The following is a 24,787-nucleotide window of genomic DNA, read 5'->3' as shown; positions in this document are numbered from 1 at the left end:
ACATTGCAATCGGGATGATCACATGCTACCTAAAAAAACAACGGCCAGTCTGAAAAAATATTGCCGTTGTTTACCAGTCAAAGAGCCAAAAAAATATCGTCTCTGTTGTAACCTTCTTGTAGCAATTGTGTTACGCAGTAAAAAAAAATGGCATTTTTCTGTAATATTTCTTCACTTCCCGGTCAGGTTCGAAAGGGAAGGGTGAAGGTAACGGTCGTTCCCTTTTTGAATTCCGATTCCAGTTCAATTTTCCCACCGAGTTTTTCGACATAGCCCTTGGCGATTACCAGGCCCAGTCCTAGCCCTTCGTAACTGCGGGTATAAGTGCCGTCCGTCTGTACGAAGGGACGAAAAATCTTCCGGCACGCACTTTCATTCATGCCAATGCCGGTATCTTCTACAAAAAACTGAAGCATTTTGCCATTCGGGCGGTAACCAAATCGCACCGAACCTCTATGGGTATATTTAAAGGCATTGTTGAGCAGGTATCTGACCACGGTTTCCAGCTTCTCTTCATCGGTGTGCACCAACGCCTGCTCGTCAGGCAAGCCGGGTTCAAGCGATAGAACAAGTTGTCTTTCCGATGCGCGGGTTTTAAATTGTTGCTCCAGCTTTCGAAGCATTAAATTAACCGGGACTGTTGAAGCAACCAATTCAACCTGGTTGGTGTCGAGCCGGGAAATCTCCACGATTTTCGTGATGGTCTTCAACATCCGTTTGCCGCTTTGTTCGATGATATCGAAAAACTCCTCTTTCTCTTCCACGGATAAATCGGACGATTGCAACAATTCGGAAAAACCGAGAATGCTGTTCATTGGGGTACGGATTTCGTGACTGATATTGGCCAGGAAAGCGCTTTTCAGGCGGTTGCTCTCTTCCGCCTTCTCCTTTGCTTCTACCAATTCGTCAAACAACCGCTTTTTTTCGGTGATGTCTTCTTTAATGGAAACGAAATGTGTTATTTGGCTATGGTCATCCTTAACCGGTGATATCAGTACTTTATCCCAAAACAGTTCACCGTTTTTTTTCCGGTTTTGAATCTCCCCATTCCAGACTTTCCCGCTTTTGATGGTTTCCCACATCTCACGGTAGAACTGATTGGTATGAGCACCCGATTTGATAATACGCATCGTATTGCCTACCGCTTCGTTGAATAGATACCCTGTTTTCCGGGTGAAGTTCGGGTTGACAAATTCGATCACTCCTTCCGGATCAGTAATGACGATACTAATCGGACTCTGTTCGATGGAGGTATTGAGCAACTTTAACCGTTCCAGAATTTGTTTTCGTTCGGTGATATCAATGTTGACGCCTTTCAGCCGAATCAGTTGACCATCTTTAAAGTAGGGGACGATATTATTGGATAACCAGATTGTTTGTCCGTTTTTGTCGGTTATCCGAAAATCAAAATCTGTAGGTTGATGGGTTTCCATCATTTTCCGGTTGGCTAATTCAACTAGCTTCCGGTCTTCCGGATGTACCCGGTTGATGAAATACTCGAAAGTGGGCTTGGTCTCCCCGGGGACTAAGTCGAACAAACGGAAATTATTATCTGACCACGTCGTTTGGTTGTGTACAAGATCGTATTCCCAGTCGCCCATACGAGCAATTTCCTGAGCCGTGTTTAGTGATTTCTCGCTCTCTTCCAGTTTCTGCTGTGCTTTTAACCGTTCTGTTACGTCGTTGATCAATACAATACGGGCCGGTTTACCATTATATTCAATTTCATGATTGGCAATCTCTACCTGGATGACTTCACCATTTTTCTTCAGATGTCGCCAGGTGCCATAGTCTTTGTATTTGGTTTTCTGCTCTTTAATCGCTTTTCGTACCGCAGCTGCATCTTCCGGTGGCCGGATGTCTTCCACGGTCATGTTCAAAAACTCTTCCCGGGAATAGCCATAGTGCCTGATGGCACGTTCATTCACCTCAATGAACCTCAGACTCTCCGTACAGTAAATAAGCAAAGGTTGCGGATTCTGATAGAACAGGTACTTGTATTTTTCTTCGCTTTGACGAATTTCCTGTTGGGCCTGTTTCTGCTGGGTAATGTCGGTAATGGTTCCGACGAAGCTAATCAGTTCTCCCCGGCTGTCAAACTCAGGAACAGCATCGCCTAATACCCATCGCACAGTTCCATCCGGGCGCAGAAAGCGGTATTCGGCGACCGACTCATGCGAGGATTCACGATCGTCCGACCAGCGTTGCAATAACCAGTCCCGGTCATCCGGGTGAACGGCTTCCATCCAGCCGTATCCGGTAGCTTGACTTAACGGCAGCCCGGAAAGTTCGCTCCATTTGGGGTTTACATAGGTGGTGTAGCCATCCGGACGCGTACGGAAAATTCCAACGGTAGCTGCCTGGGCCATGGATTGAAAACGCTCCTCACTGCGTCTGAGTTCTTCTTCTGTTTGTTTGCGTTGGGTAATATTGGTTGCGGTGATAATCAGGGCATCCCGGTCGTTCCAGGCAATGGGCTCCGATGTGTAGGTGAACCAGAACGTTTGGCCGTCGATGGAGGTATAGCGAAATTCAGATGGAGCGTTGATTGTCCTGCCAGTTTTTTTCAGTTCTTCAGTCCATTGATCCAGGAGCCGGTTCAGGTCACCTCCGGTGGTAATCGATGCCATCACGGGGTTTTGGTAGACGAATTGTCCATTCTGGTAGATTAGTATCGCTGAAGTGGTAGTTTCCGTCAGCTTCGCGAACCGGCTTTCCGACGCTTTCAGTTTGCGGGTCCGCTGTCGCACCCTTTTTTGCAGAATCAGGTTAAAGGCCAATATGGCTATGGCGATGCAGCCAACAAGCAATGCCAGCCGGCTGTAATAACCGGGGCTATATTGTACAATTTGTAAATCGGCTTTACTGCGGGGAAGCAGTTGGTACACACCATCGGGTTCACCGCGGCTGTCGAACTGCGAAAGCAGTCCGGTGATTTCGACCATCTCTCCAGCTTTGTATTTATCGAACAGCGATGTATCGCGATGTCTCCAGGCATTGAAAACAAAAAGGGTATTATTGGTTCCGGCACCGGGGGCAATCAGCAAGTAATTTCCTCCATCATTGACCCCTTTGTTGATGATGCGGCCCATTACCTTTACCAGCCTTCCTTCCAGTTTTTCGTACGAGCCATCACGGATAGACACTGCAGGGGGAATTTGACGGTGACTGGTTTCGCAAAAGGTAATAACCGGATGGACAAGTTGAGTGAGGCCGTGGTATTGATCGATAACCCCGGTTACGCGGAGGCTGTCGCCGGCATGAATCTTCGGACCATTATATTCTGGCTGGTAGATAAAAATGCCTGCCGATTGGTCCTGAAGAGCGATAAACAGTTTTTGGGTACGCAACACTCCGGAGCCAACCGTTACCCGTCCGGCTATGGTGACCGGTTCTCCTAAACGGTCGGGTACATAATTATTATCAACATCCAGTTTGGCATCCGCGATGGAAATCATGCCGCGGCTCTGTGTGGTGTTTGATATGCCATGAAACGGAAATAAAACAACCAGAAGCAGCGTAATGCAGATGCCCTGCCATCTCTTCTTATACATCTTTCGTCCTCTCTATATCTTACATTGTGCTGATGCTTGCTTTCAAAAAACTAAACGCAAAATCAAACCTTATTATTACCTGTCTTTTCATTTTCCGCCACTGTATTTATACTATTTCGTACATAACGTATCATAATCCTCGTTTCCATTCTCTGGAGATGACCACTGTTGTGCACCGATAGACGATTATGGCGGCATTGGGAGTATAAAATAGCTCCAAAATGAGGGGCGAAAATAAGGAAAAAACCATTAGTCAATAAGTTTATTTGTCATGTTATCGTAGAGCGAAGAAAACGAAGTTTATCCAATGGCTTCCACCGCTTTATATTCCGTAGGTGTAAAATAATAGAAGAGGTTAATTTATTTTTAATCTAAATAACGTTGATTGAACAAAATCTATAGCGCAGGAGCATTTATGTGTTTACTGCGGTAACCGGAATCGAAGTTTATCCGAGAGGAATTTTAATAAAGAAAGCCGCAACGAAATACTCGCTGCGGCTTTTGTTTAACCTAAAATCCATATGGCATATGGCTATGCCAAAGCAACAACAATTCTATTCATCAGGCTTCTTCTGCCTCAGCTTCGTCCTTCTGACTGCGGCCGCTGCGAATGGCCAGGGTATTCTGATAGTACCTGATTTTTTCGTTCAACTCGTTCACAAACGTTTTCACGCCATCGGCAGCTATCTCCAGCGTGATAGCTGCGTTAATGCGGTCGACGATTTCGTCGTACAGCGGGTCCAGTTCCTGTCGTACTGATTTAACATTACCATTGGGGCGGCCGGCCATTTCGCTGTTACGCAGATTGAAAGTCGTGGCAAATTCCTCATTTTGGCTCTTCAGCGCTTCTACCCAGGAGGTCAGTCCGATTTGGGCTACATGGGGAGCATACGTTTCACCCTGCAAATCCTTCACGAGACTTTGCACAGCAGCGGTTTCCTCATTGTAGGGAAGTTCGCGTACATTTCCGTGCTGGTTCATCAGCCGTTCCAGTAAGGCCGCGCTTTCCGCCTCTTCATCGATGGGGCTTGTCAGGGTCGATTTGATACGGAAGTTAATAGCGCTCCAGGTGTTATCGCGGCGAATATCCAGCAGGCTCATTTTTTTCGACAGACTGCTGCCATCTTCAACCCCGATGGCGATAGCCTCTTTACTTAGCACTTCAGTAAAAGCGGGAAACTGGTTTACCACGCCAAGCGTTTCGGGAGTGGTCGCCGTAATCATTTTACTCAAATCGGACATGAACTGGTAGTGTTCGTTGTTGCGCAGGCGCCCCCTGCTAAAATCGATAATTTGTTCCATAATTTTTGGTCTTGGTGATAAAATAAGATAGAAGTTACGGCTATCCGTTTTATGAGGCAACAGCGAAAAACATGTTTATGATCATATAATTAGGCATAAAAGAGCATGCAGGCGTTGAATGTCCATTTTGTGGCGGTGATTTAGACATAATCTAAATAATATCATGCAAATCAGATAGCTATCTGCGCCGATTGGAGAAAAGTCATAACTAGTTTGGTTTAGCCGAAACGAAAGGTACTAAAATCAACTATTTTAATCGTTTGCTGGAACATAGGCAAGAGAATGTTGCTCATTTTTTTGGCCCCTGGGAGCTGGGGCAGAAGAATGTTGCGTGATTTTTCAGTGCCAGTGCTCCCGGGCATGAAAATGTTACGTGATTTTTTCGTCCCCGTATTCCCGTGCACGAGAATGTTGCGTGTTTTTTCCATCCCCGCGGCGCCGGGCATTAGAATGTTGCTTGATTTTTAAGTGCCCGTGCGTCAGGGCACGAGAATGTTGCGTGATTTTTTTGTTTCCGCGCTCCCGGACACGAGAGAACGCGCCCGGTTTTTGGTTCTCCGGTAGAGCGTAAGATGGTAATTTGATGCAAGACCAATGAAATGCCGGCAATGGCAACTGAATATCGCGTAGCGGTTGCCGTATTGTAGAACGGAATGTAGCCAAATAGCATTTTCCCGTAGGGGATACACCCTATTTCCGGTGGAAACGAATAAAAAGTGTAGCGAACAGGAATATATTGTAAAATGAAATGGGTAAATTGGAAACCGTAACCAAAAATTTGTATCTATAAGTTCTCGCATCTTGTATTTAAGCTAGCAATACTAATTGATATGGAAAATAAAGAAGATGAGTTTTGGGATAAGACACCGCGAATCCTGACCTCTCCTTATATGATGGAATCGATCAACAAACCTATTGAGATATTTAGAGGAAGCTTCAAGGTACAAGATAATGCGATGTGTGTTGACGTAGATGGAAATCTGTATTTTAATTGGTTTCCAAGAAGGGAAGTCCTTTTTGAAGGGGTGTTTAGTGGTAGCTCAATAGAAGCCTTTAAGTTACTAGAAAAAGATGAAGAGATTGATCTTTTTATTGAGCAAGCGTATTTTGGAAAAGCTTCTATTCTTGGAGTCCGTACGAAACCAGATATTATATCGATCAATGGATATATATCATATGATGCGGTACAAGGTGATAAGACAATACCTGTTACAAGTCTAAATTTTGTTATTCCCAACCTGAGGTATTTTAATGGAAGTAATACAAAAGATGGTACAAAAGAAAATGGACAATATTTTAACAGCAGACTTAAATTTGAAGATGATGATTTTGAAATTTTTATTGATAGATTTCCTGATTTTGAGAAGTTAAATAGAGCATTGAAAGATAGTGGTGGATTTATTTCTCTCTATGCTGGTGAGATTAAGAAAAGACAAGGCGACATTAATTATAGTGAATTACAAGATCTGCTATTCTGCTTCCAGAAATTCCTCACTTTCCTAAACGGCCGCAGAACAGCTCCACTTTTTATTCAAGGAGTATATGAGGGGAAAGTAAAATGGACTGATTTTTCAAGTCGAATTGTCGATCCTTATAAATACGTAGTTTCCTGGCCTGCGCAAGTATCGATAGATGGACTCGACACACTATGGAGAAATTATAGAGTCTTATGGAAACAAAATAAAGACTTTGCCCGCTCCATAATACACTGGTATGTCGAAGCCAATATGAATTCTGGATACTTGGAAGGAGCAATCATTATGACACAAGTTGCTCTCGAACTTTTATACAACTGGTTGATTATTGAAGAACAAAAATTACTAATAGGAAGGGATGGGGCGAATATAACCGCAGCCAATAAGATTCGTCTACTATTATCTCAAATTAATCTTAAAAGCAAATGTCCTGAAACACTAGAAAAATTAGGATTATTCATTAAAGAAAATAAATTGGAAGATGGAATTGAAGCGTTTGTTTTGATACGGAACTCAATAGTGCATTCGCAGGAGAATAAACGGAAGGAGATCAAAAACTTAGATGGAGACGTAAAGTTTGAGGCTTTGGAATTAGGATTATGGTATATAGAAGTAGCCATGTTGAACATTCTCGAGTTCGAAGGAATGTATTATAATCGGTGTTCACGTGCAATGTGGAGTGGAGAAGGTGAAGAACCATCGCCTTATTTAAAATCAAAAAGCTAAAATTATAATTACTCATGAAATCTTTCCGCAAAATCATCATCATTACTTTTTTTATTTACTGGGGAGGTTACATCGGTGCGATGTATCTGTTCAGCCTGTTTGGGCACATAACGTTTGATAAATCGGTGGTCTGGACCGGTTTGGCCTCGGCGGTGTTTTTCGAGGTGATATACTGGGGCCTGCTCTGGTTTACCTTCAAACCGAAACTCAGGTACATTGAGGCAGCCACCAATGCTAAACCGGAGTTCCGGGATACCCAAACCCTGGAGGTGGCGGTGCCGGATGCCGGTTTCAGTGTGACGCGTCTGCGCGAAATCCTGCCGCCACATGTGCATGTGACGTATATGGACGAAGAAGCCGGAGTGATGAAGTTCCGGACACCGTATAACCGTAAGGCCTGGGGAATTCTGACCCATGTAGCCTGGCAGCAGGAGAGTGGCACGGTGGTATTGTCGAGCTTTCCCATGTCGGGATACACAAAGACCGCCACGCGGAAAGCGAAAGAACAAAACGAAGCGCTTGCACAACTGGTTCAGGTACTAGATGAACCGGAGGATGCGTAACGCCTACGGCGTAAATGGTTGTTGTAGGAAACGTGTTGCTACAATACCGGATGCCCTGCGGGCAATCGTTCGTGTTCATTGGAGATTTGAAGAAAATCGAATGAAATGTCAACAATGGCGCCCGAATACCGCGTAGCGGTTCCAGTATCGTAGAGAACGGAATAGAAAAGGATGAATTTCCCCGTAGGGGATATACAATAACAAATCATAACTAACCGAATGAAACCTTATGTGAAACTAATTGTGACCTACCTCTTTGTGCTGCTGGGAATGTTTCTCCTGCTGCGCCTGTTGGCTGTGTGGCTGCTTGGGCGGCCGATGGATGCGCCGGTGCTGGTCACCGGGATTGTTTGGATTATCCTGTTCAGTTTGATTTACTGGGGAGTCCTTATCCGGGAATTTAAACCGCGGTTGGATTACATTCAAAGCCCCGGGACACAACCACCTGTTTTCAAGGCAACGGTTACCAAAGAGGTCGAAATCTCCAATAACAGTTTTTCATTTCAAAAGCTTCATAATGAACTGGTTCGTTTTTACGAAGTAACGTACGTTGATGAAGGAGAGCGAATCATGAAGCTTCGGGATCGGTTCTCCATGTCGTCGTGGGGGGCCTGTACATTTATTCATTATCAAGAGAATGAAGGAATTTTGCTACTAGCCAGCTACCCGATGTCGAACCGGACAATGAAACAGGGAGGATCCGGAAGAAAGCAGAGTGAGGCGATTGCATCGCTCATTATTAATTTGAACCTGTAGCCCGCGAAGTTCGTTGCCTTTTAGAAACGGTGATGAAATATGCTAAAGCCTTATCGAAAACTCATCATTATCTACTTTTTCATCCTGTGGGGAATTTTTGTGGTTTATCGGATATTGAGAGCTGCATTCACCGGTGAAGTGGTCGATTTTTCGGTGTTGGCAACCGGTACCCTGTGGATCATTATTTTCAGTGCCGTTTATTGGGCGTACCTGGTCAAGCGATTTAAACCCCGTTTGGATTATATCGAAGGGCCGGAAACGGAATTTCCGGATTTTCCCGAAGTCGTGATGAACCAGTTGGAATGGAAGAAGGAAGATTTTCCGCTTGAGCGGCTGAGGGATGAATTGGCGGCCGAATACGTGGTAACCTACATTGGAAAGCAGGACCATATCATTAAAATCCGTTCCCGGTTTACGATGCGTTCGTGGGGCGCTTGTTCGGTTATTCGCTGGCAGCCGGAACGGGAAGTCGTTAAGGTGGCCAGCTACCCAATGGCGAATCATACTGTTCGGCAAGGGCGGGAAGGGGAGAAGCAAAATAAATTTGTTACGGAGATAATGACCGTTATGCTTTAGGAAAAGTGTAACGTCGGCAGATAAATTACCGGTAGTTGCTGTACCAGCTAAAATGTTTTCGTATAATCTCTTCTTTGCTTGCTTTTATAAACTCCAGGTAAGCCTGTGCAACCGGTGACAGTTTTTTGCTCTTTAGCCATACCAATCGCCAAAATGTATGCACCGGTAAATCTTTTGATGGAAGAATAAACAACTGATGGTTGATCAATTCATTTTTGACCCCGATGAGTGGCAGGATGGAGTAGCCCAAACCAGCAATGATGGCTTCCTTTACTGCTTCGTTGGAGGTTAATTCCAGTTTCTTTCGACTTTTTTTCTCATGAACGTTGTAGTACTTTTCCATTTGAATACGGGTAGCCGACCCCGGCTCGCGATAAATCAGTGGTTTTTCTTTCTGATAGTTGGGTGTATTACCAATCAGGTAGAGTTTATTATCAATCAGCTTCTCTTCTTCCAGTTCAATATTTTCAGGCATCACCGAGACAAGTGCAAAATCGACTTCATTTTGCAGAATACTTTCTACCACCATGTTTTTATTGGTTACATCGAGTCGTAAATCTATCCCCGGGTATTTCTCGACAAAATCAGCCAGGAAATAAGGGATTACATACTTCCCGGTAGAAGCAGATGACAAACGCAATCTCCCGGTTAATTTTCCCTGGTACTCCCTCGTTTTGAATTGTAACGCATTGAGCTCGTTCATAGCCCTCTCAGCCATTTCGGCTACCTCATAGCCAAATTCAGTGATGTACAACCGTCGTCCAATTACTTCGGTCAGTGGTATATCAAAATGCTCCTGGAACTTTTTAAGCTGGATGGATACTGCAGGCTGCGTCATAAATAGCTCTTCCGAGGCCTTGGTTATACTGTTCACCTGCACCACTTTAAGGAAGATACGCAGCTGTTGGATGGTATAGTTCATAAATATCGTTTATGATTAACATAGTAAATATAAATAAAAATTTATGAATTAAATGATTTTCCTTTGTACCAAAGATGAAAAACAACCAGGCCGGGTTTTGATGTAAAACTTAAAAAGAAAATGAAATGGTAAACCAAACATTGCTCGTAGTACCCATCATAATTTCTCCATTGCTGTTTATCCTTACCTCCATTCTGTCATCTTTTTGGCCGGGCACACGTCCAGCTCCGGTGATAAGGATGGGTGCGGCAGCTACGAAAGTGAATCTGGTTGTAGCCTTATATGGGATAATGCTTGTTGCTATCTACGGAGCGTCGGAAGGAGGAACGCCGGAATTAGGGGGTTTGGGACTGACGTTCCGCCTCGATCCGCTGAGTATGCTCATGTATAGCATGATTGCCCTGCTAGGGTTTATCATCATAAAGTTTAGCCGTAATTATTTAGATGGTGATGCACGGCATGGTGTTTTCATGGGAAGACTTTCAGCTACTATTGCGGCTGTGCAGTTCCTGGTTCTTTCAGGAAATCTGCTGGTTTTGTTTTTGTCCTGGGTATTAACCAGTCTGATGCTTCACCGATTGTTGATTTTTTATCCTGAAAGAAGGCGTGCAGTTGTCGCTGCAAGAAAGAAATTCATTGTTGCGCGGCTGGGGGATTTATCACTTCTCGTCGCCAGTATTTTAATTTACCTGCAATATTCAACCGGGAACCTGGAGACCATATTCAAGGCTGTAAAAGAATCAGCGAATTTGCCAATTGGGGTGGAGATAGCCGCGTTGCTACTCGCAATTGCGGCGCTGTTGAAATCGGCACAATTCCCAACACATGGCTGGCTGATTGAGGTAATGGAAACACCGACTCCGGTTTCGGCACTTTTACACGCGGGGCTACTGAACGCAGGCCCTTTTCTAATGATCCGGATGGCGTTTTTGGTCAGCCATTCCATTGCTGCACCAGTCCTTTTGATTATCATGGGGGCATTAACAGCCTTAATTGCATCGGTATCTTACATGACTCAGGCCTCTGTGAAAACTGCGCTGGGGTATTCGAGCGTAGCGCACATGGGATTTATGCTTCTGGTTTGTGGCATCGGGGTTTATCCGGCAGCGATGTTGCACCTGGTATCCCATAGCTTTTACAAGGCGCATGCTTTTCTGGCCTCGGGCAGCACCGTTGACACCATTCGGGCTTCCAGGATAAAAGAACCGAGACGTACAGGGAATCCAATAAAGATAGCCGTAAGTATCTTTTTTGCCTTCCTTATCTATTTTGTGTTTTCAGCATTTTGGGGAATCGATCATTCAAGAGATTTTGCGTTGTTGGCTACGGGTGCCATTGTCGTGATGGGCTTATCGCAGATTATTGCACCTGCTCTCGATTCCGATGGTTACTGGATCAGCGTCGTGAGAGCCTCCCTGTTAAGCATTCTGGTGGCACTTCTGTTCTTCTCACTGGAGAGTGTATCCCATTATCTGCTCCACACGCAACTGCCTGAGCTGATAGAGCCGAATACGCTAACTAAACTCCTGATCGTTTCGGTATTAGCAGTGTTCGCTGTCACCGTTTTCATTCAGATTATCGCTCCGGTGGTAAAACATACCATTTTCTGGCAGAAGCTGGGGGTTCATTTCCGGAATGGCTTCTATGTTAATGCATTTTTTGACCGATTGACAGGTGCTTTCGATATTCAATATCTCTCTCAAAAGTTGAAGTAGTAAAAGCTAAAAGAATGGGAAATTATATCAATAGAAAAACGATGTTGGACGCACGTTCTGTACATTCCATCATGGAGGATACGTGCCAAAAAATAGCGCCTCTTTGGTCGCTCGAAAACTTTGTTGCCGTGAATCCCTACTGGGGGCTAAGAGACAAATCATTTGAAGAGGCAGCCAATCTTCTTTCAAAAACAGGAGGTGTACAGATGACCATGCCGGTCTCTTTTTATCTCGACGCTGTCCGCAAGAAAGAGATTTCGTACGATGATTTGGAAAATGCTTTATCAGGATACGATGAGTTTGAAGACGTTTCTGTTCATGATTTTTTAAAGCAAGTTGAACGCGAATCAGATGCCAATCGGCCCCGGCGAAGAGTCGCTCTCGTAGCCGATGTAGCAGCTCAGTTGACCGCGAAAGACTGGAGTGCATGGATGATAGAACGAATCAGCGGCTGGGCTGCGGCTTATTTCGATAAAGGTCAGGCTTTGTGGCGAACGGCAGCTCCGGGTCAGGATATTTTCACGTCCTGGAAAATCGAAACCCTCACCGATGTAACACCGTACATTATGGGACTAAGAGGTTTCGGGAAAGCGTTGAAAACTCTTCCCAATGAGCCGTTCCAGGCTGCAACGGAAAGCATCGAACGCCTGCAATTAACAGAAAAGTCGCTGGGTATCTACTTGCACACCCTTCTACAGCGAGTGGGCGGTTGGTCGGCTTATATGGCCGGTTTAGATTGGGATAATCGGTTGTATGGAGGAGAACAGGGGCATTTGCTGATGTTTCTCAGTGCATTGCTCAGTTGGGAGAGTTGCCTGTTGGATTCTGTTCAACAACCTGATTTGAAAAAGCACTGGCAGGAAAACATCAAACAACTGGAAGAAATCGGTAATGAAAAGCAGGTAGATAGTCTGCTTGGTCATCGCCTTATCCTTCAGCAGGCGTATGATAATGCTAATCAACGTCAGTTAATTCAACAGGTCAATAAGGCAAATACCAAAAAATATATTCCTAATAGGGAGCCTCTGGTTCAGGCCATATTCTGCATCGATGTTCGCTCGGAACTATTCCGCCGAAACCTGGAACATGTATCGTCGCGGGTTCAGACCATGGGTGTCGCCGGATTTTTTGGTTTTCCGGTGGAACATGTTCCTATCGGCCATGAAACCGGCGAAAACCAATGTCCGGTTCTCATTCCTGCCAAGACGAAGGTAATGGAGGTAATTCCTGAAATAGAGGCGCATCAAAAGGCTGTAAAACAGCGTTTGCTCCATCACCAGGTGGAGAAAGCCTGGAAATCGTTTAAAAAAGGCGCCGTTTCGTGTTTCAGTTTTATGGGACCTGTAGGTATATCCTATCTTCCGAAGATGTACACGGATGCATTCGGCCTTACCCGGCCTGTTCCTCATCCGGCAAGTGAAGGAATAAAATATGGTGCCTATCAGCAGGCAGACATCAGTCTTGATGTAAGACAACTGAATGATCAAGCCGTTGGTATGTCCATGGAAGAACAAATTGAGATGGCTTTTTCGGCGTTGAAAGCGATGTCGTTTACCGACCATTTTGCCAGAATTGTATTGATTGCCGGTCACGGCTCATCATCGGTGAATAATCCTCACGCTACCGGGCTGGATTGTGGTGCCTGTGGCGGTCACAGTGGTGAAGCGAACTCTCGTGTGGCAGTAAAAGTACTCAACAACCCGGCAGTGAGAAAAGGACTTGCCCAACGAAACATTTTCATTCCCGACGAAACCCTTTTTGTGGCAGCTCTGCACGATACGACAACCGATGATGTGCAGTTGCTTAACGAAGAGGAACTTCCTGAAAGTCATTTAGCCGACTTAACCGAACTAAAAGAGTGGTTAGCTCTTGCGGGCCGGATTTCGCGGAGTGAACGGGCGGTGCGCCTCTTAACAGACACCGGGAAGGACATCGATAAAGCCATTTTACGCAGGAGTAAGGATTGGTCGCAGGTGAGGCCCGAATGGGGACTGGCAGGCTGTAATACTTTTATTGTTGCTCCCCGCGAGCGGACGGCACATATCGACCTGGGCGGAAAATCCTTTTTGCACTCCTACAATTGGAAATCAGACGAGGACTTCGATGTGCTTGAATTGATCATGACTGCGCCGATGGTTGTAACCAGTTGGATCAATCTCCAGTATTATGCTTCTCTGGTTGACAATAAGAATTTCGGTTCGGGAAATAAAACGCTTCATAATGTAACGGGAGGTATTGGTGTTTTGGAAGGGTATTCAGGCGATTTGCGTGTCGGATTACCATGGCAGTCGTTACATGATGGAGAACAATATCAGCATTTACCCCACCGGCTGAATGTTGTCATCGAAGCTCCAATTGAAGCCATGAACAAAGTATTGGAGGCAAACGGAATTGTAAAAAATCTATGCGACCATGGCTGGATAAATTTACTGGCCATGAATGAAGCAGGACAAATCACACAGCGATACCTCGGAAACTTGCGTTGGACATCGGTTAGTGAATCTGAAAAAGGAGCACTAGTGGCTTAAAATTGATGGGAAAGGAAATATTCAAGAATCGTAAACTCGTCATTGCCACCAAGCACCAAAAAGAGGAAGTCATTGCTCCGCTGGTGGCTTCCGAACTGCAAGTAGAGCCGTTCGTTATTGACGGGCTCGATACCGATTTGTTGGGAACCTTTACCGGTGAGATTGAGCGAAAGCTTGATCCGTTGTCAACTGCCAGGGCCAAATGTCATATGGCGATGGAACTAAGTGGCTGCGATCTGGCCATTGCCAGCGAAGGTTCTTTTGGCATGCATCCCTTTATCCCCTTTTTGCCTTCGGACGATGAGTTGGTGGTTCTTGTCGACCGGCGTCATCAACTGGAAATTGTTGGCAGAAATTTGACCGTGGAGACCAACTTCAACGGTCGCGAAGTCATTAACAAACAGCAGTTAGAGGATTTTGCCCAAAAAGCTGGATTTCCGTCACATGGTCTCATCATCCGGAATGCGAGAAACCAGAACTTGTTTCTTAAAAAGGGAATCGTTTCGAGGGAGCTATTATACGAGAGTTTTGATCAGGCTTTGAAGGAATTTGGTAATGCATTCGTCGAGACAGACATGCGCGCCTTCCTAAATCCCACGAGAATGAAGGCTATTCAGGAGGCAACCCGGGATCTTCTGAAACGTGCAGCCCGGTTGTGCCCTGATTGCAGTGCTCCCGGCTTTGGAATAACTGGTCATCGGGATGGATTGCCTTGCAGTCTGTGCGGAGCGCCCACCCGATCCGTTTTCTCGTACATCTATACATGCAACCGTTGCGGTTATTCGGAAGAAATTAGAAATCCTGAGAAAGAAAAGGAAGACCCAACGTATTGTGATTATTGCAACCCTTAATTAAAAAAGTAGCGAATGATATGAATAAATCTGTTATTGGAATTGTAGGAGGTGGACAGCTCTGCCTGATGATGGCCCAGGCTATCAAAAGTAAAAACCTTCCATACGAAATTATTGCTCTCGATCCATCCCCCAATTGTCCCGCTCGTCCATACCTTGAAGAGCTGATTATTGGTGACTACAAGGATGAAAAGAAAATAAAGGAGCTGGCTGAAAAAGCCGACCAAATTACCTTTGAAATCGAGTTGGCGGATAGCATCGTTTTAAACAATTTGAGCAACAATGGAATGTCGGTCGATCCTTCGCCAAAAACATTGCAGATTATCCAGGATAAATATACACAGGCCGATTACCTGGCTCGAAATCAACTTCCGGTTCCTGCCTTTACAGCTATCAATCAAAGAGCCGATTTAGAACGGGCCATCCGCGAAATGGGGCTGCCATTAATGGTAAAAGCCCGAAGAGACTCCTATGATGGCAGAGGAAATTACGTCGTTCGGTCGGCCGATGACATCGAAAAGGTGATGACTTATTTTAAGGATAAGCCGTTGATGGCGCAGCAATTTATTCCTTTTGATCTCGAAATATCTGTCATTTCGGCAAGAAATATTCAGGGTGAAGTGGCGACTTTCCCGGTTGGGGAGAATATTCATGGAACCGATTATAATATTTTGAAAACGACGATTGTTCCTGCAAGGGTTTCAAAGAAAGTTATCGAAAACGCAGAACGAATTGCGAGAGAGGCTATGGAAGCCTTTCGGGGAGCCGGAGTGTTTGGTATCGAGATGTTCGTGAAAGGGGAGGAAGTGCTCATTAATGAGATCGCGCCAAGAGCGCATAATACTGGTCATTACAGTATTGAAGGTTGCCAGACATCACAGTTTGAGCAACACATTCGGGCAATTACCGGAAATAACCTTGGTGATACCGGTTTGATCGCTGAATCGGCTGTGATGCACAATATCATTGGAGAAAATGACTATTCTGGTGATTATGAGATTCTGTTCGACGGAATAACGGTAAAAGGAGTCAGGCAGATCGGCGATAGGGCGGTGATACATCATTATCATAAAGCGCTTGTCAAACCGAACAGAAAGATGGGACATCTCACGGTTCTGGCAAAACCATTTGAGTCACAGGAGGCATTGATTCAGCGTGCCCAAAAACTGTTTAAAAAAATAAAAATTGTTCGTCAAAACGATCGCCCTCTTTCTGAAAAAAAGGAAGAGGAAAATAAAATGTTTACTATCGGTAGATAGATGTAAATCAAAAAAATGTAAGCGTGATGAAAAGTATTCAATCGCATATAGAAATTCGAACCGGAAGCGATTCAGATATTCCCCGCATAAAAGCAGCCTACCAACTTCTCGAACATTTGGGGATTCCCTATACGCCGCGTATTCTTTCGGCACACCGTACACCTGGGGTCATGGCCGATGAAGCCAGTCGGCTGTCAGAAAATGGTTTTCGGGTCTGTATAGCTGCTGCGGGTGGTTCGGCACATCTACCTGGTATGACGGCTTCAGAAACGCTTCTACCAGTAGTCGGTATTCCAGTTCAAACCTCTATAATGGGTGGCATTGATTCGGTATTGTCCATCATTCAGATGCCTGAAGGAATCCCGGTCGGAACAACGGGGGTTGGGCAAAGTGAGCATGCCGCTCTTCTGGCCGCCCAAATTGCTTACCTGGGGGAGAATGAGATAAGGAATAAGATACGGGCTTTCCTCGGAATTAAAAGCAAGTTGTCGGGGCAAATCAACATAAATCCTGTTATTGGCGTTGTAAAAACAAATACCGCGCATTTTGACCCAATAAAGTATCAAAAAATGGTTTCGTTTTTGCAAAAAGCGGGTATTGAAACTATCGAGTATGATGTTACTAGCCAGACGAAAGACGAAGCAGTGCATTATTTAGCGGAATTGGAGCGCAAAGGCGCAGTGGCTAACATCATCGTTTATTCGGTGTACCATCGAATAGACGGGGAACTCTCTCCCGGATTTTGGTCTTCCCGTACCGATATTCCCAATATCGTGCTTCCGGTTGTTACTGATGCCGATCTGGCCGTGGATGAAATAACCCGGGGAATGCTGCATGACCGCTTAATATTAGAGGAATTCAAAATAATGCCCAATTGGGGAGCTGTTGCATTCATGGGTATCAACAGATATCAAAATGCGGCACTATATGGAGCGCAAATCGCTGGAGTTTTCTTCCCTTCAATATCTGAAAATATAAACAACTATCGCTCTGAAATAGCTTCTGTTGTAAGAGAGAAAGACGAGAGAATAAAGACCGACGGGATTGGACCGTTTTTTTAAGTTTTCATTTCGTCAAAAGAATTTATACTATCTGGGAGATTTAACTTTTTGTGGGGCTAAAGGTGATTGATTTTTAAAGGTGTAAGCAATCTTATCTTGGTATATTATTGACGAATAGTTGGATGAAAAATAGAGAGGAATCAAAGGGATTTTGACTCCTCTCTCTTAAAAACTGTCCTGAAAAATTGATTCTCTTTCGTTTGTTCCATTATTCGTTTATTATTTCCATCATTTCGGCGTAACCTGGCATTTCACAGTAATTTTCAACCCAACCGTCAGCCTCAATACCTCCAAGAGATTTAATGCGGTTCCAATCCCGGCAAGCACCTTCGTCGTCTCCCAGTTGATAACGGGTCAAACCGCGCAGGAATAACAAAGGTTTGCTATCTGGTACGTAAACCAGGCCCTGGTCAAAATGCTGAAGGGCTCTCTTAGGTCTCTCTTTAATCAACAGCAACTTATTTCCACGTTTAAACTGGACGGTGGCCTTGGTCATCAAGTCATTCGTTTCCATAAGTTTGAATACCATACTGAATTCTTTATCCATTGGCACAATGTTTTCATTGTTGTATCCCGGTTTCCACATGCCGTCGGTACTTTTCAGTGCATTGATAACCTCGCCATCGATGCTGGCAGACACGCTGTTGACTACCTTGAAATTGGTGAGTGAACCGTCTGGTTGTACAGTGAACCGGACGATTTCTTTTCCCTCTCTGAAAGCCTCGATATCCGCTGCCGGGTACTCGACACGATTCTTCACATATTCTGAAAGTAGAGAGGCTCCGATAGTTTTGTCACTATTGAAGTAGAGAGTGGCGTTTTGAACGCCAATAAACTCTGGAGGTGAAACTTCCACCTCTTCCAGCGTCTTGCGGCCTTTTTCGTTTTGACTGAAAGTCAGCCCGGAAATGGCCAGACATAGAATTAAAAGCAGAAATTTTTTCATAAAAAACGGTTTAATGAATACTAGGAATTGGAGTTTACTCTGTGCTCTGTCGCGATACAAATTTCTGACGAAAAGAATCAGGAGAAATAGCACTTATTTGTCATTGTGTTGTCTATTTCTGTCCCATAATACGAGTTAAAAAGGGATGAAAAGTATCGGATGTTCGGAAAAGATAGGTTAAAACTAAATGAATCTAAATAACCTATTGTGGACAACAGTAGTATTTTTTAGAAAAATTAGGTCGAATAAAAAAAAAGAGGACTCAAATGGGCTTTGAATCCTCTTTAACTCTGTCCTGGTTAATTGATTTTTATTTGTGTGTTTCATCATTCATTAACGGTTTTCATCATTTCGGCATAGCCTTCCATTTCACTATATTTATCAAGCCACCCGTCGGCTTCAATTCCTCCCAGTGATTTTATCCGTTTCCAATCCAGGTAAGCACCGTCTTTGTCGCCTAATTCGTAACGGGTCAATCCACGCAGGAATAACAGTGGTTTACTTTCCGGAACATAAACCAGCCCTTGGTCGAAATGCTGAAGAGCTCGCTTCGGTTTCTCTTTTATTAGCAGCAATTTATTTCCGCGTTTGAACTGCACGGTTGCCCTGCTAAGCAAATCATTGGTGCCAATAATTTTGAAAACCATGCTGAACTCTTTTTCCATCGGCACAAATTCTTCATTGTTGTAGCCGGGTTTCCACATGCCGTCAGTTGTTTTCAATGCATTAATCACCTCGGCATCGATACTTGATGATACGCTGTTGATTACTTTAAAATTGCTCAGTGTACCGTCTGGATTAACAACAAACCGGATGATTTCTTTCCCTTCATTGGTACGGTCAATATCAATAGCCGGGTATTCAACTTTTGTTTTCATGTAATCCATCAGCAGCGAGGAATGGGGAGTTTTTTCATTAAGAAAGATAGCTGCGTTATGAACGCCAATAAACTCAGGAGGTGCGACTTCCACCTGGTTCAGAGTCTTGTGGTCCTTTTCTTGCTGACTATAGGCAAGTCCTGAAATGACCAGAAACAATACTAAAAGCAGAAACTTTTTCATAATAAACGGTTTTAGTGAATACTAAGAATAGAAATGTTTTATCTGTCACTAAGCAAATTTCCGACGAAATACTCCCGAAGAAATAGCACGTATCTTTCAATATCTGGTGAATTTCTCTCTTCTAAAATTCAAGTTTGGAGGGACAAATTGATTGTAATAACTTCAAAAGGTTGTTATCTGTCTTTATTTTAAATTGGTCTAAATAGTATTAAAATTAAGGCAATACGTAGATTAATCAGAAAAATTAGGGATGAACGGTTCGAAAAAAGAACAGGTTTTTCGTCACTTTTATAAGACTTTGCTTGACTTTGGAAAAAGCAAAGTCAATGGTGGTAGGAACCGATGTGTTTCAAGTCACCGACAAGTCGATGGCGAATCCGGGTTTGTTTTGAGTCGGGCTTTCCTGCCATTGGGGAGAACGATTATTTCGGGCAAGTAGGATGGATAGAGCAGCAATAAAAATAAGAGCGAGAACGATGACAATGTTTCTTTGCTTCTTATTCATTCGGAACAATTTTAACGAGCGTTTTCTTTTGTTCCTGAGATTTCTTTTTCGGAATTCTCCAGGGGCATAGCCAAAATAATTGTGAAAACATTTACTGAAATAGGTGGGACTTCCAAAGCCAACCCGGTACGCTACTTCTGATGCGGTAATATCTTCTTGTAAAAGAATTTCATTGGCCTTTTTCAGGCGAATTTCCCGCACAAACTGACTGATGGTTTTATGTGTGTTCCCTTTAACTTGACGGTAAAGAGAGGCATAACTCATACCCATCGCGTTGGCAAGCTCCTCTACGCTAAACTGCTCGTTCGTCAGGTTTTCTTCTGTTATACGAGTCACCCGCTCGATGAAGGTTGGTTCCATATTGGTCTGGTGAACTTCCAAATCTGTCTTTTATGTCACATGCTATTATTTAAAATTAATCAAACCAATACCCAAATTCAATCTTTTCGAACCTAATAGCAATTTTAAAGCAATTTAGTGATGAACAGCGGCTTGAAATAATCTTTCATCATACGCGGATCGTTAATAAAAACAATGCCTCCGGAACATGATATTGTATTAGTTTCGGGGGCACTATTTTTCGAATATTTAGAAAAAGTTTGAGCTTTTGCTGAAATATTACCTGCTTTTTTTCTTGCAAACTGAGTGAGAGTCTGACAAAATAGACTGCTGGTGAAGAGCCTTTTAGACTGAAATCATCTCCTGTCTTCAAGTAGATATAAGCCAGTACTTTCCGGTAGTTTTCAAATACATTTCTTTTCGGCTTAGGTAACGATTAGTAAAGGAATCTGAATTGTATGCCTTAGGGAATCAACGGTGGTACCATACACCATGTCTTTAACTCTTTTGTGTCCATGTGAACCCACCACCAGAAAATCGATATCGTTTTTGGTGATTAGTTTGCTGATCTCTGATGCCGGGTCACCAAAACCGATTTGCGAATCGGCACTGTAGCCCAGTTCTTCCAGGCTCTTCTGGTAAGCTTCCAAATTGGCAGCGTCCAGCTGTGTTTCATAGTCCATCGACTTATCGCCATGGTAACGGGCCGCAGCACTCTCGACTACGTGAATAAGCGTATAGGAAGCTGATTTGCCTCCCTGTGACAGAGCATTCTGGATAATCTTTTGCTCATTACCGGAAAAATCGATAGCAATACCGATGTGCCGGTATTTGACGGGCTCCGTCAGTTTAAATACTTCGGCTTTGCCATGTGGCCACTGTTTCTTCTTTTTCTTGGAAGAGGTAAAGAACGGGTAGACGAAGATAAAAATCAACAGAGCCAAAACTGCAATTGCCAATGGGACTACAATCAAATAAATGTATATTTTATCGTTTCCGGAATTGGCAACCCATTTAGCAATCTCGTCGATGACCATTTTGATGTTCAGGTAAACGATCACTGCAGCACTTATCCAGGCCAGGACTTTAACCCACAATTTGATGGTGAACTCCTTCATTGTTTTCCTGTCTGAGGTGAAATGGATAAGCGGAATCACAGCAAATCCCAATTGTAGACTCAATACAACCTGGCTTAATATCAGAAGACTTCCCAGTGCATCGCCTCCGAAATAGATAATAGTGAAAAGTGCAGGTATAATCGCCAGTAAGCGGGTAATCAATCTTCGCAACCACGGCTGAATCCGGAGATTCAGGTGCCCTTCCATCACAATTTGTCCGGCCAGAGTGCCTGTAATGGTCGAGCTCTGTCCTGCTGCAATCAGTGCGATACCGAAAAATGTAGGAGCTGTTTTTCCAAACAGATGGTCCAATAATTTAGAGGCATCTTGTATTTCAGCAATATGGAAATAACCATTGACGTAAAAAGCTGCAGCTGCCAGAACTAATATTGCCGAGTTAACCAGAAATGCCATGTTGAGAGCAATCGCTGAGTCGACGAAGTTGAATTTTAAGGCTGCTTTCAATCCCTTTTTCGAACGATCGATTTGCCGGGTTTGCACCAACGAGGAGTGTAGGTACAAATTGTGCGGCATCACAGTCGCTCCGATGATTCCAATAGCGATGTACAACGCGTCACCACCTAGTTTGGAAGGAACGAACCCTTTCATTACATCGCCGTACACCGGGGAAACGATAAACATTTCAACCAAAAATGAGAGTCCTATGACAGAAACTAGCGCAACGATAAACGCTTCCATGGTTCGCATGCCTTTATTCATCAAAAAAAGCAGTAGCACGGTATCCATGGCTGTGAGGCTGACACCCCATATCAATGGCAATCCAAATAAAAGATTGAGCCCAATGGCCATCCCGACAATCTCAGCCAGATCGCAGGCAGCGATGGCAATTTCGGCCAATATATACAGTGGAATATTGGCCCATTTTGGGTACGCATTTTTGGAAGCCTGCGCTAAATCCATTCCCCTGACAACTCCCAACCGGGCACTAAGCGATTGCAAAAGGAGGGCAATTAGGTTAGACATCAACAGAACCCAAATCAGTTTGTAGCCGAATTCTGAACCACCCGCAATATCGGTAGCCCAGTTCCCCGGGTCCATATAACCCACACTAACCAGGTATGCAGGTCCGATAAACGCTAAAATCTTTCTCCATCCTTTCTTATCGGTTCTGACAGTGGAGTGTACTTCACTTAATGATTCTGTTCTCATATATTGGTTGGTACATTTGCATATTATTTGGAAGACAAAAGTATGGAGTTAGATTATTCTAACAAAATTATTTTAATCTTTTTATTACTTTTGTTTCGAATATTGAAGAATTATGGCGTCCGTAACCGAAGAGAATTATCTGAAAGCTTTGTTTATACTCGTTACAGAACGAGGAATGGCAACGATTTCTGACCTAAGTAAATTGCTGAAGGTGAGTCTTCCTACAGCCAACAGCATGATTAAAAATCTGAAAAAGCAGGAACTGGTAAATTACGAAAAATACAAGCCGCTTTCGCTGACGGAAAAGGGAAGGAGAGAAGCTGCCCTGGTTCTGCGTAAGCACCGCCTGACTGAAATGTTTCTGGTAAATGAGATGGGATTTGGCTGGGAAGAAGTCCACGAAATTGCGGAACAAATAGAGCATATTAACTCACCTATTTTTTTCGACCGAATGGACAAGTTGATGGGGCATCCAACCATCGATCCCCATGGCTCACCAATCCCGGACAAAGATGGGCATATTGCCGAGGAAGTTTATGAGCAGCTCAGCAATTGCCGGACAGGAGAGAAAGTCCGGTTGATAGCGCTGGCCCATTCTGCTTCTGATTTTCTAAGATACCTGAACAATCGTGATTTGTCGTTGGGGGTGGAGATGAGAATAGTTTCGATTGAAGCCTATGACGGAAGCATGGTGGTTAGCTACGATAATCATCCTGCAGAAACACTAACTCACCCGGTTTGCGAAAAACTGAGAGTTGAAAAGGTGGACTAATTGATTTACGAATTTGAGCAACGGTCTGGTCGCATATTGAATTAACAAACAAAGAGGAGCCGACAAATAATGGCGACTCCTCTTCCCGTGCCTGTTGTTTGAAATCGAAATCTCCCATATTATGCTCAATTTATTCCTCCATAATTTCTTGCATTTCGGCATATCCCTTCATTTCGCATAGGTTATCCAGCCACCCGTCGGCGTCAATACCACCCAGTTCTTTAACCCGGTTCCAGTCCTGACAGGCGGCATCTTTTTCACCGAGCTGGTACTGAGCAAAGCCGCGCAAAAAAAGTAATGGCTTGCTTTTTGGCGCATATACCAACCCTTGTTCGAAATGACGAAGAGCTCTTTTGGGTTTATATTTTAACAATAGTAATTTATTTCCCCTTTTATACTGTGCAGCAGCTTGCGTAATTAGGTCGCGTGTTGTAGGGAGCTTGAAAACCACACTGAATTCTTTTTCCATCGGCACCAGTTTTTCATTATTAAAGCCTGGTTTCCACATTCCCTCTGTGGTTTTCAGTGTATTAACAACTTCCTCATCAATAGTCTCTGAAACACTATTAATTACCGTAAAATTGGTCAAGGTACCATCGGGCTGAACAACAAACTGGATAATCTCTTTTCCCTCCCGGCTGCGTTCAATATCGGTTTCCGGGTACTTAACATGGTTCAATATGTATTCGCTTAGCAGCGTTGAACTAGTAGTTTCGCCATTTAAAAGATTTGTAGAACCTTTTATGCCGGTGAATTCAGGTGGAGATACTTCCACTTGTTCCAGTTCTGTATGGCCTTTCTCGTGTTGACTGTATACCAAAGCCGAAGCGAGCAGGCACATAAATAGTAGCAGAATCTTTTTCATGATAGCAGAGTTTTGGTGAATACTAAAGTGGAGTAATTAGACTATACAAATGTCCAACAGGAATCGAGGTTGGGAATAGCAAATAACGGGCTGAACATGGCCAATTATGTGCATCCATTGTGATAATCGTTCAAAAATTTAACGAATTAGGCAGGTCGTATTTGCTTCGGGATATCTATTAAAACCTTTCGATGAAATGATTACTTTGTTATGAGAATGGCTCTTTTCCGGATCGGAATTATCGTGATTTATTAAAGCAAAAAAGAAAAGGGCAGCTATTATTGCCAAAGCTATGATAATTAGAAAATAGTGTATTTTGCTTTTCAGTTTTCGGGATAAAAAAGAAACAAAGCCGTATCTTTTTTGTATCTCACGCTTCTTGAATTCAAGAGGAGAATAGCCATAATATTCGTGGAAACACTTATTGAAATAGGTAGGACTTCCAAATCCTGTCCGGTAAGCAATTTCTGACGCAGTGACGTCTTCATTTAATAATATCTCCTGTGCTTTTCGCAATCTGATTTCGCGAATAAACTGGCTAATCGTATGATGGGATAAAGATTTTAGTTTTCGGTAGAGTTTGGTATGGCTCATATTCATAGCGCTGGCAAGGTCGTCGACATTAAAATGCTCGTTTGTCAGGTTCTCTTCGGTAATTTCTGTCAGTCGTTGAAGGAATAATTGGTTCATATCATGGTAATGACTGTCCATACATTCCGTTCA

19 protein-coding genes are annotated in these 24,787 nt (G+C 43.8%); 10 read left to right on the top strand and 9 right to left on the bottom strand.

All coding sequences use genetic code 11. The annotated features are described in order from the left end of the window. Positions 1 to 182: 182 nt before the first annotated feature. Both CLV93_RS14025 and CLV93_RS14020 read right to left on the bottom strand, forming a co-directional pair. Positions 183 to 3,554, bottom strand: a complete 3,372-nt coding sequence (locus CLV93_RS14025) for a PAS domain S-box protein (RefSeq protein ID WP_106542833.1) — start codon at positions 3,552 to 3,554, stop codon at positions 183 to 185. 561 nt (positions 3,555 to 4,115) lie between these two features. Further along, on the bottom strand, positions 4,116 to 4,856 hold the full coding sequence (locus CLV93_RS14020) for a DUF6261 family protein (protein ID WP_106542832.1): 741 nt from the start codon (positions 4,854 to 4,856) through the stop codon (positions 4,116 to 4,118). 830 nt (positions 4,857 to 5,686) lie between these two features. On the opposite strand from CLV93_RS14020, the gene CLV93_RS14005 reads away from it, so the two are divergent. The 4 genes from CLV93_RS14005 (at position 5,687) to CLV93_RS13990 (ending at position 8,952) form a co-directional block, all read left to right on the top strand. Further along, positions 5,687 to 7,057, top strand: a complete 1,371-nt coding sequence (locus CLV93_RS14005) for a YopA family protein (protein ID WP_106542829.1) — start codon at positions 5,687 to 5,689, stop codon at positions 7,055 to 7,057. A gap of 14 nt (positions 7,058 to 7,071) precedes the next feature. Continuing rightward, positions 7,072 to 7,620, top strand: a complete 549-nt coding sequence (locus tag CLV93_RS14000; protein WP_106542828.1) for a hypothetical protein — start codon at positions 7,072 to 7,074, stop codon at positions 7,618 to 7,620. A gap of 219 nt (positions 7,621 to 7,839) precedes the next feature. Further along, positions 7,840 to 8,376 (top strand): hypothetical protein, encoded by a 537-nt coding sequence (locus CLV93_RS13995; protein ID WP_106542827.1) that lies wholly within the window; start codon positions 7,840 to 7,842, stop codon positions 8,374 to 8,376. 39 nt (positions 8,377 to 8,415) lie between these two features. After that, positions 8,416 to 8,952 carry a hypothetical protein gene (locus CLV93_RS13990; protein ID WP_106542826.1) on the top strand — a complete coding sequence of 179 codons (537 nt, stop codon included), beginning with the start codon at positions 8,416 to 8,418 and terminating at the stop codon, positions 8,950 to 8,952. 25 nt (positions 8,953 to 8,977) lie between these two features. Here the strand turns inward: CLV93_RS13990 and CLV93_RS13985 are convergent, their stop codons facing one another. Then, positions 8,978 to 9,874, bottom strand: coding sequence for a LysR substrate-binding domain-containing protein (locus tag CLV93_RS13985; RefSeq protein WP_106542825.1), 897 nt, complete (start codon positions 9,872 to 9,874; stop codon positions 8,978 to 8,980). A 125-nt stretch (positions 9,875 to 9,999) separates the two neighbouring features. Between CLV93_RS13985 and CLV93_RS13980 the strand changes: the two genes are divergently transcribed. The 5 genes from CLV93_RS13980 to purE are packed head-to-tail and all read left to right on the top strand — an operon-like array spanning position 10,000 to position 17,288. Beyond that, positions 10,000 to 11,589 carry a proton-conducting transporter transmembrane domain-containing protein gene (locus tag CLV93_RS13980; protein ID WP_106542824.1) on the top strand — a complete coding sequence of 530 codons (1,590 nt, stop codon included), beginning with the start codon at positions 10,000 to 10,002 and terminating at the stop codon, positions 11,587 to 11,589. 14 nt (positions 11,590 to 11,603) lie between these two features. Then, the gene (locus CLV93_RS13975) at positions 11,604 to 14,117 is read left to right on the top strand and encodes a YbcC family protein (protein ID WP_106542823.1); all 2,514 of its coding nucleotides are present in this window, start codon (positions 11,604 to 11,606) and stop codon (positions 14,115 to 14,117) included. 5 nt (positions 14,118 to 14,122) lie between these two features. Then, complete coding sequence (locus CLV93_RS13970; RefSeq protein WP_211297852.1) at positions 14,123 to 14,968, top strand: DUF6671 family protein; 846 nt, start codon at positions 14,123 to 14,125, stop codon at positions 14,966 to 14,968. 20 nt (positions 14,969 to 14,988) lie between these two features. Then, entirely contained in the window at positions 14,989 to 16,227 is a 1,239-nt protein-coding gene (locus tag CLV93_RS13965; protein WP_106542822.1) for a 5-(carboxyamino)imidazole ribonucleotide synthase, read from the top strand. A gap of 26 nt (positions 16,228 to 16,253) precedes the next feature. Then, entirely contained in the window at positions 16,254 to 17,288 is a 1,035-nt protein-coding gene (gene purE / locus CLV93_RS13960) for a 5-(carboxyamino)imidazole ribonucleotide mutase (RefSeq protein WP_106542821.1), read from the top strand. Between the two features lie 208 nt (positions 17,289 to 17,496). Here the strand turns inward: purE and CLV93_RS13955 are convergent, their stop codons facing one another. The 4 genes from CLV93_RS13955 to CLV93_RS13935 form a co-directional block, all read right to left on the bottom strand. After that, positions 17,497 to 18,234 carry an energy transducer TonB gene (locus CLV93_RS13955; RefSeq protein WP_106542820.1) on the bottom strand — a complete coding sequence of 246 codons (738 nt, stop codon included), beginning with the start codon at positions 18,232 to 18,234 and terminating at the stop codon, positions 17,497 to 17,499. A 326-nt stretch (positions 18,235 to 18,560) separates the two neighbouring features. Further along, entirely contained in the window at positions 18,561 to 19,295 is a 735-nt protein-coding gene (locus CLV93_RS13950) for an energy transducer TonB (RefSeq protein WP_106542819.1), read from the bottom strand. Between the two features lie 349 nt (positions 19,296 to 19,644). Continuing rightward, complete coding sequence (locus CLV93_RS13945) at positions 19,645 to 20,181, bottom strand: helix-turn-helix domain-containing protein (protein ID WP_146142029.1); 537 nt, start codon at positions 20,179 to 20,181, stop codon at positions 19,645 to 19,647. Positions 20,182 to 20,564: 383 nt separating this feature from the next. Then, entirely contained in the window at positions 20,565 to 22,427 is a 1,863-nt protein-coding gene (locus tag CLV93_RS13935) for an Nramp family divalent metal transporter (protein WP_106542816.1), read from the bottom strand. Between the two features lie 112 nt (positions 22,428 to 22,539). Here CLV93_RS13935 and CLV93_RS13930 point away from each other — a divergent pair, with 112 nt between their 5' ends. Next, positions 22,540 to 23,199 (top strand): metal-dependent transcriptional regulator, encoded by a 660-nt coding sequence (locus CLV93_RS13930; RefSeq protein WP_106542815.1) that lies wholly within the window; start codon positions 22,540 to 22,542, stop codon positions 23,197 to 23,199. A 130-nt stretch (positions 23,200 to 23,329) separates the two neighbouring features. Here the strand turns inward: CLV93_RS13930 and CLV93_RS13925 are convergent, their stop codons facing one another. After that, positions 23,330 to 24,064, bottom strand: a complete 735-nt coding sequence (locus CLV93_RS13925) for an energy transducer TonB (protein WP_106542814.1) — start codon at positions 24,062 to 24,064, stop codon at positions 23,330 to 23,332. Between the two features lie 138 nt (positions 24,065 to 24,202). Continuing rightward, positions 24,203 to 24,775 (bottom strand): helix-turn-helix domain-containing protein, encoded by a 573-nt coding sequence (locus tag CLV93_RS13920; RefSeq protein ID WP_106542813.1) that lies wholly within the window; start codon positions 24,773 to 24,775, stop codon positions 24,203 to 24,205. Positions 24,776 to 24,787: the final 12 nt, after the last annotated feature.

Source organism: Prolixibacter denitrificans (genome assembly GCF_003014495.1).
GTDB classification, from domain to species: Bacteria; Bacteroidota; Bacteroidia; order Bacteroidales; family Prolixibacteraceae; genus Prolixibacter; species Prolixibacter denitrificans.
Note: the sequence above shows the minus strand (reverse complement) of the source record. Positions and strands in the feature narration are given on the sequence as shown.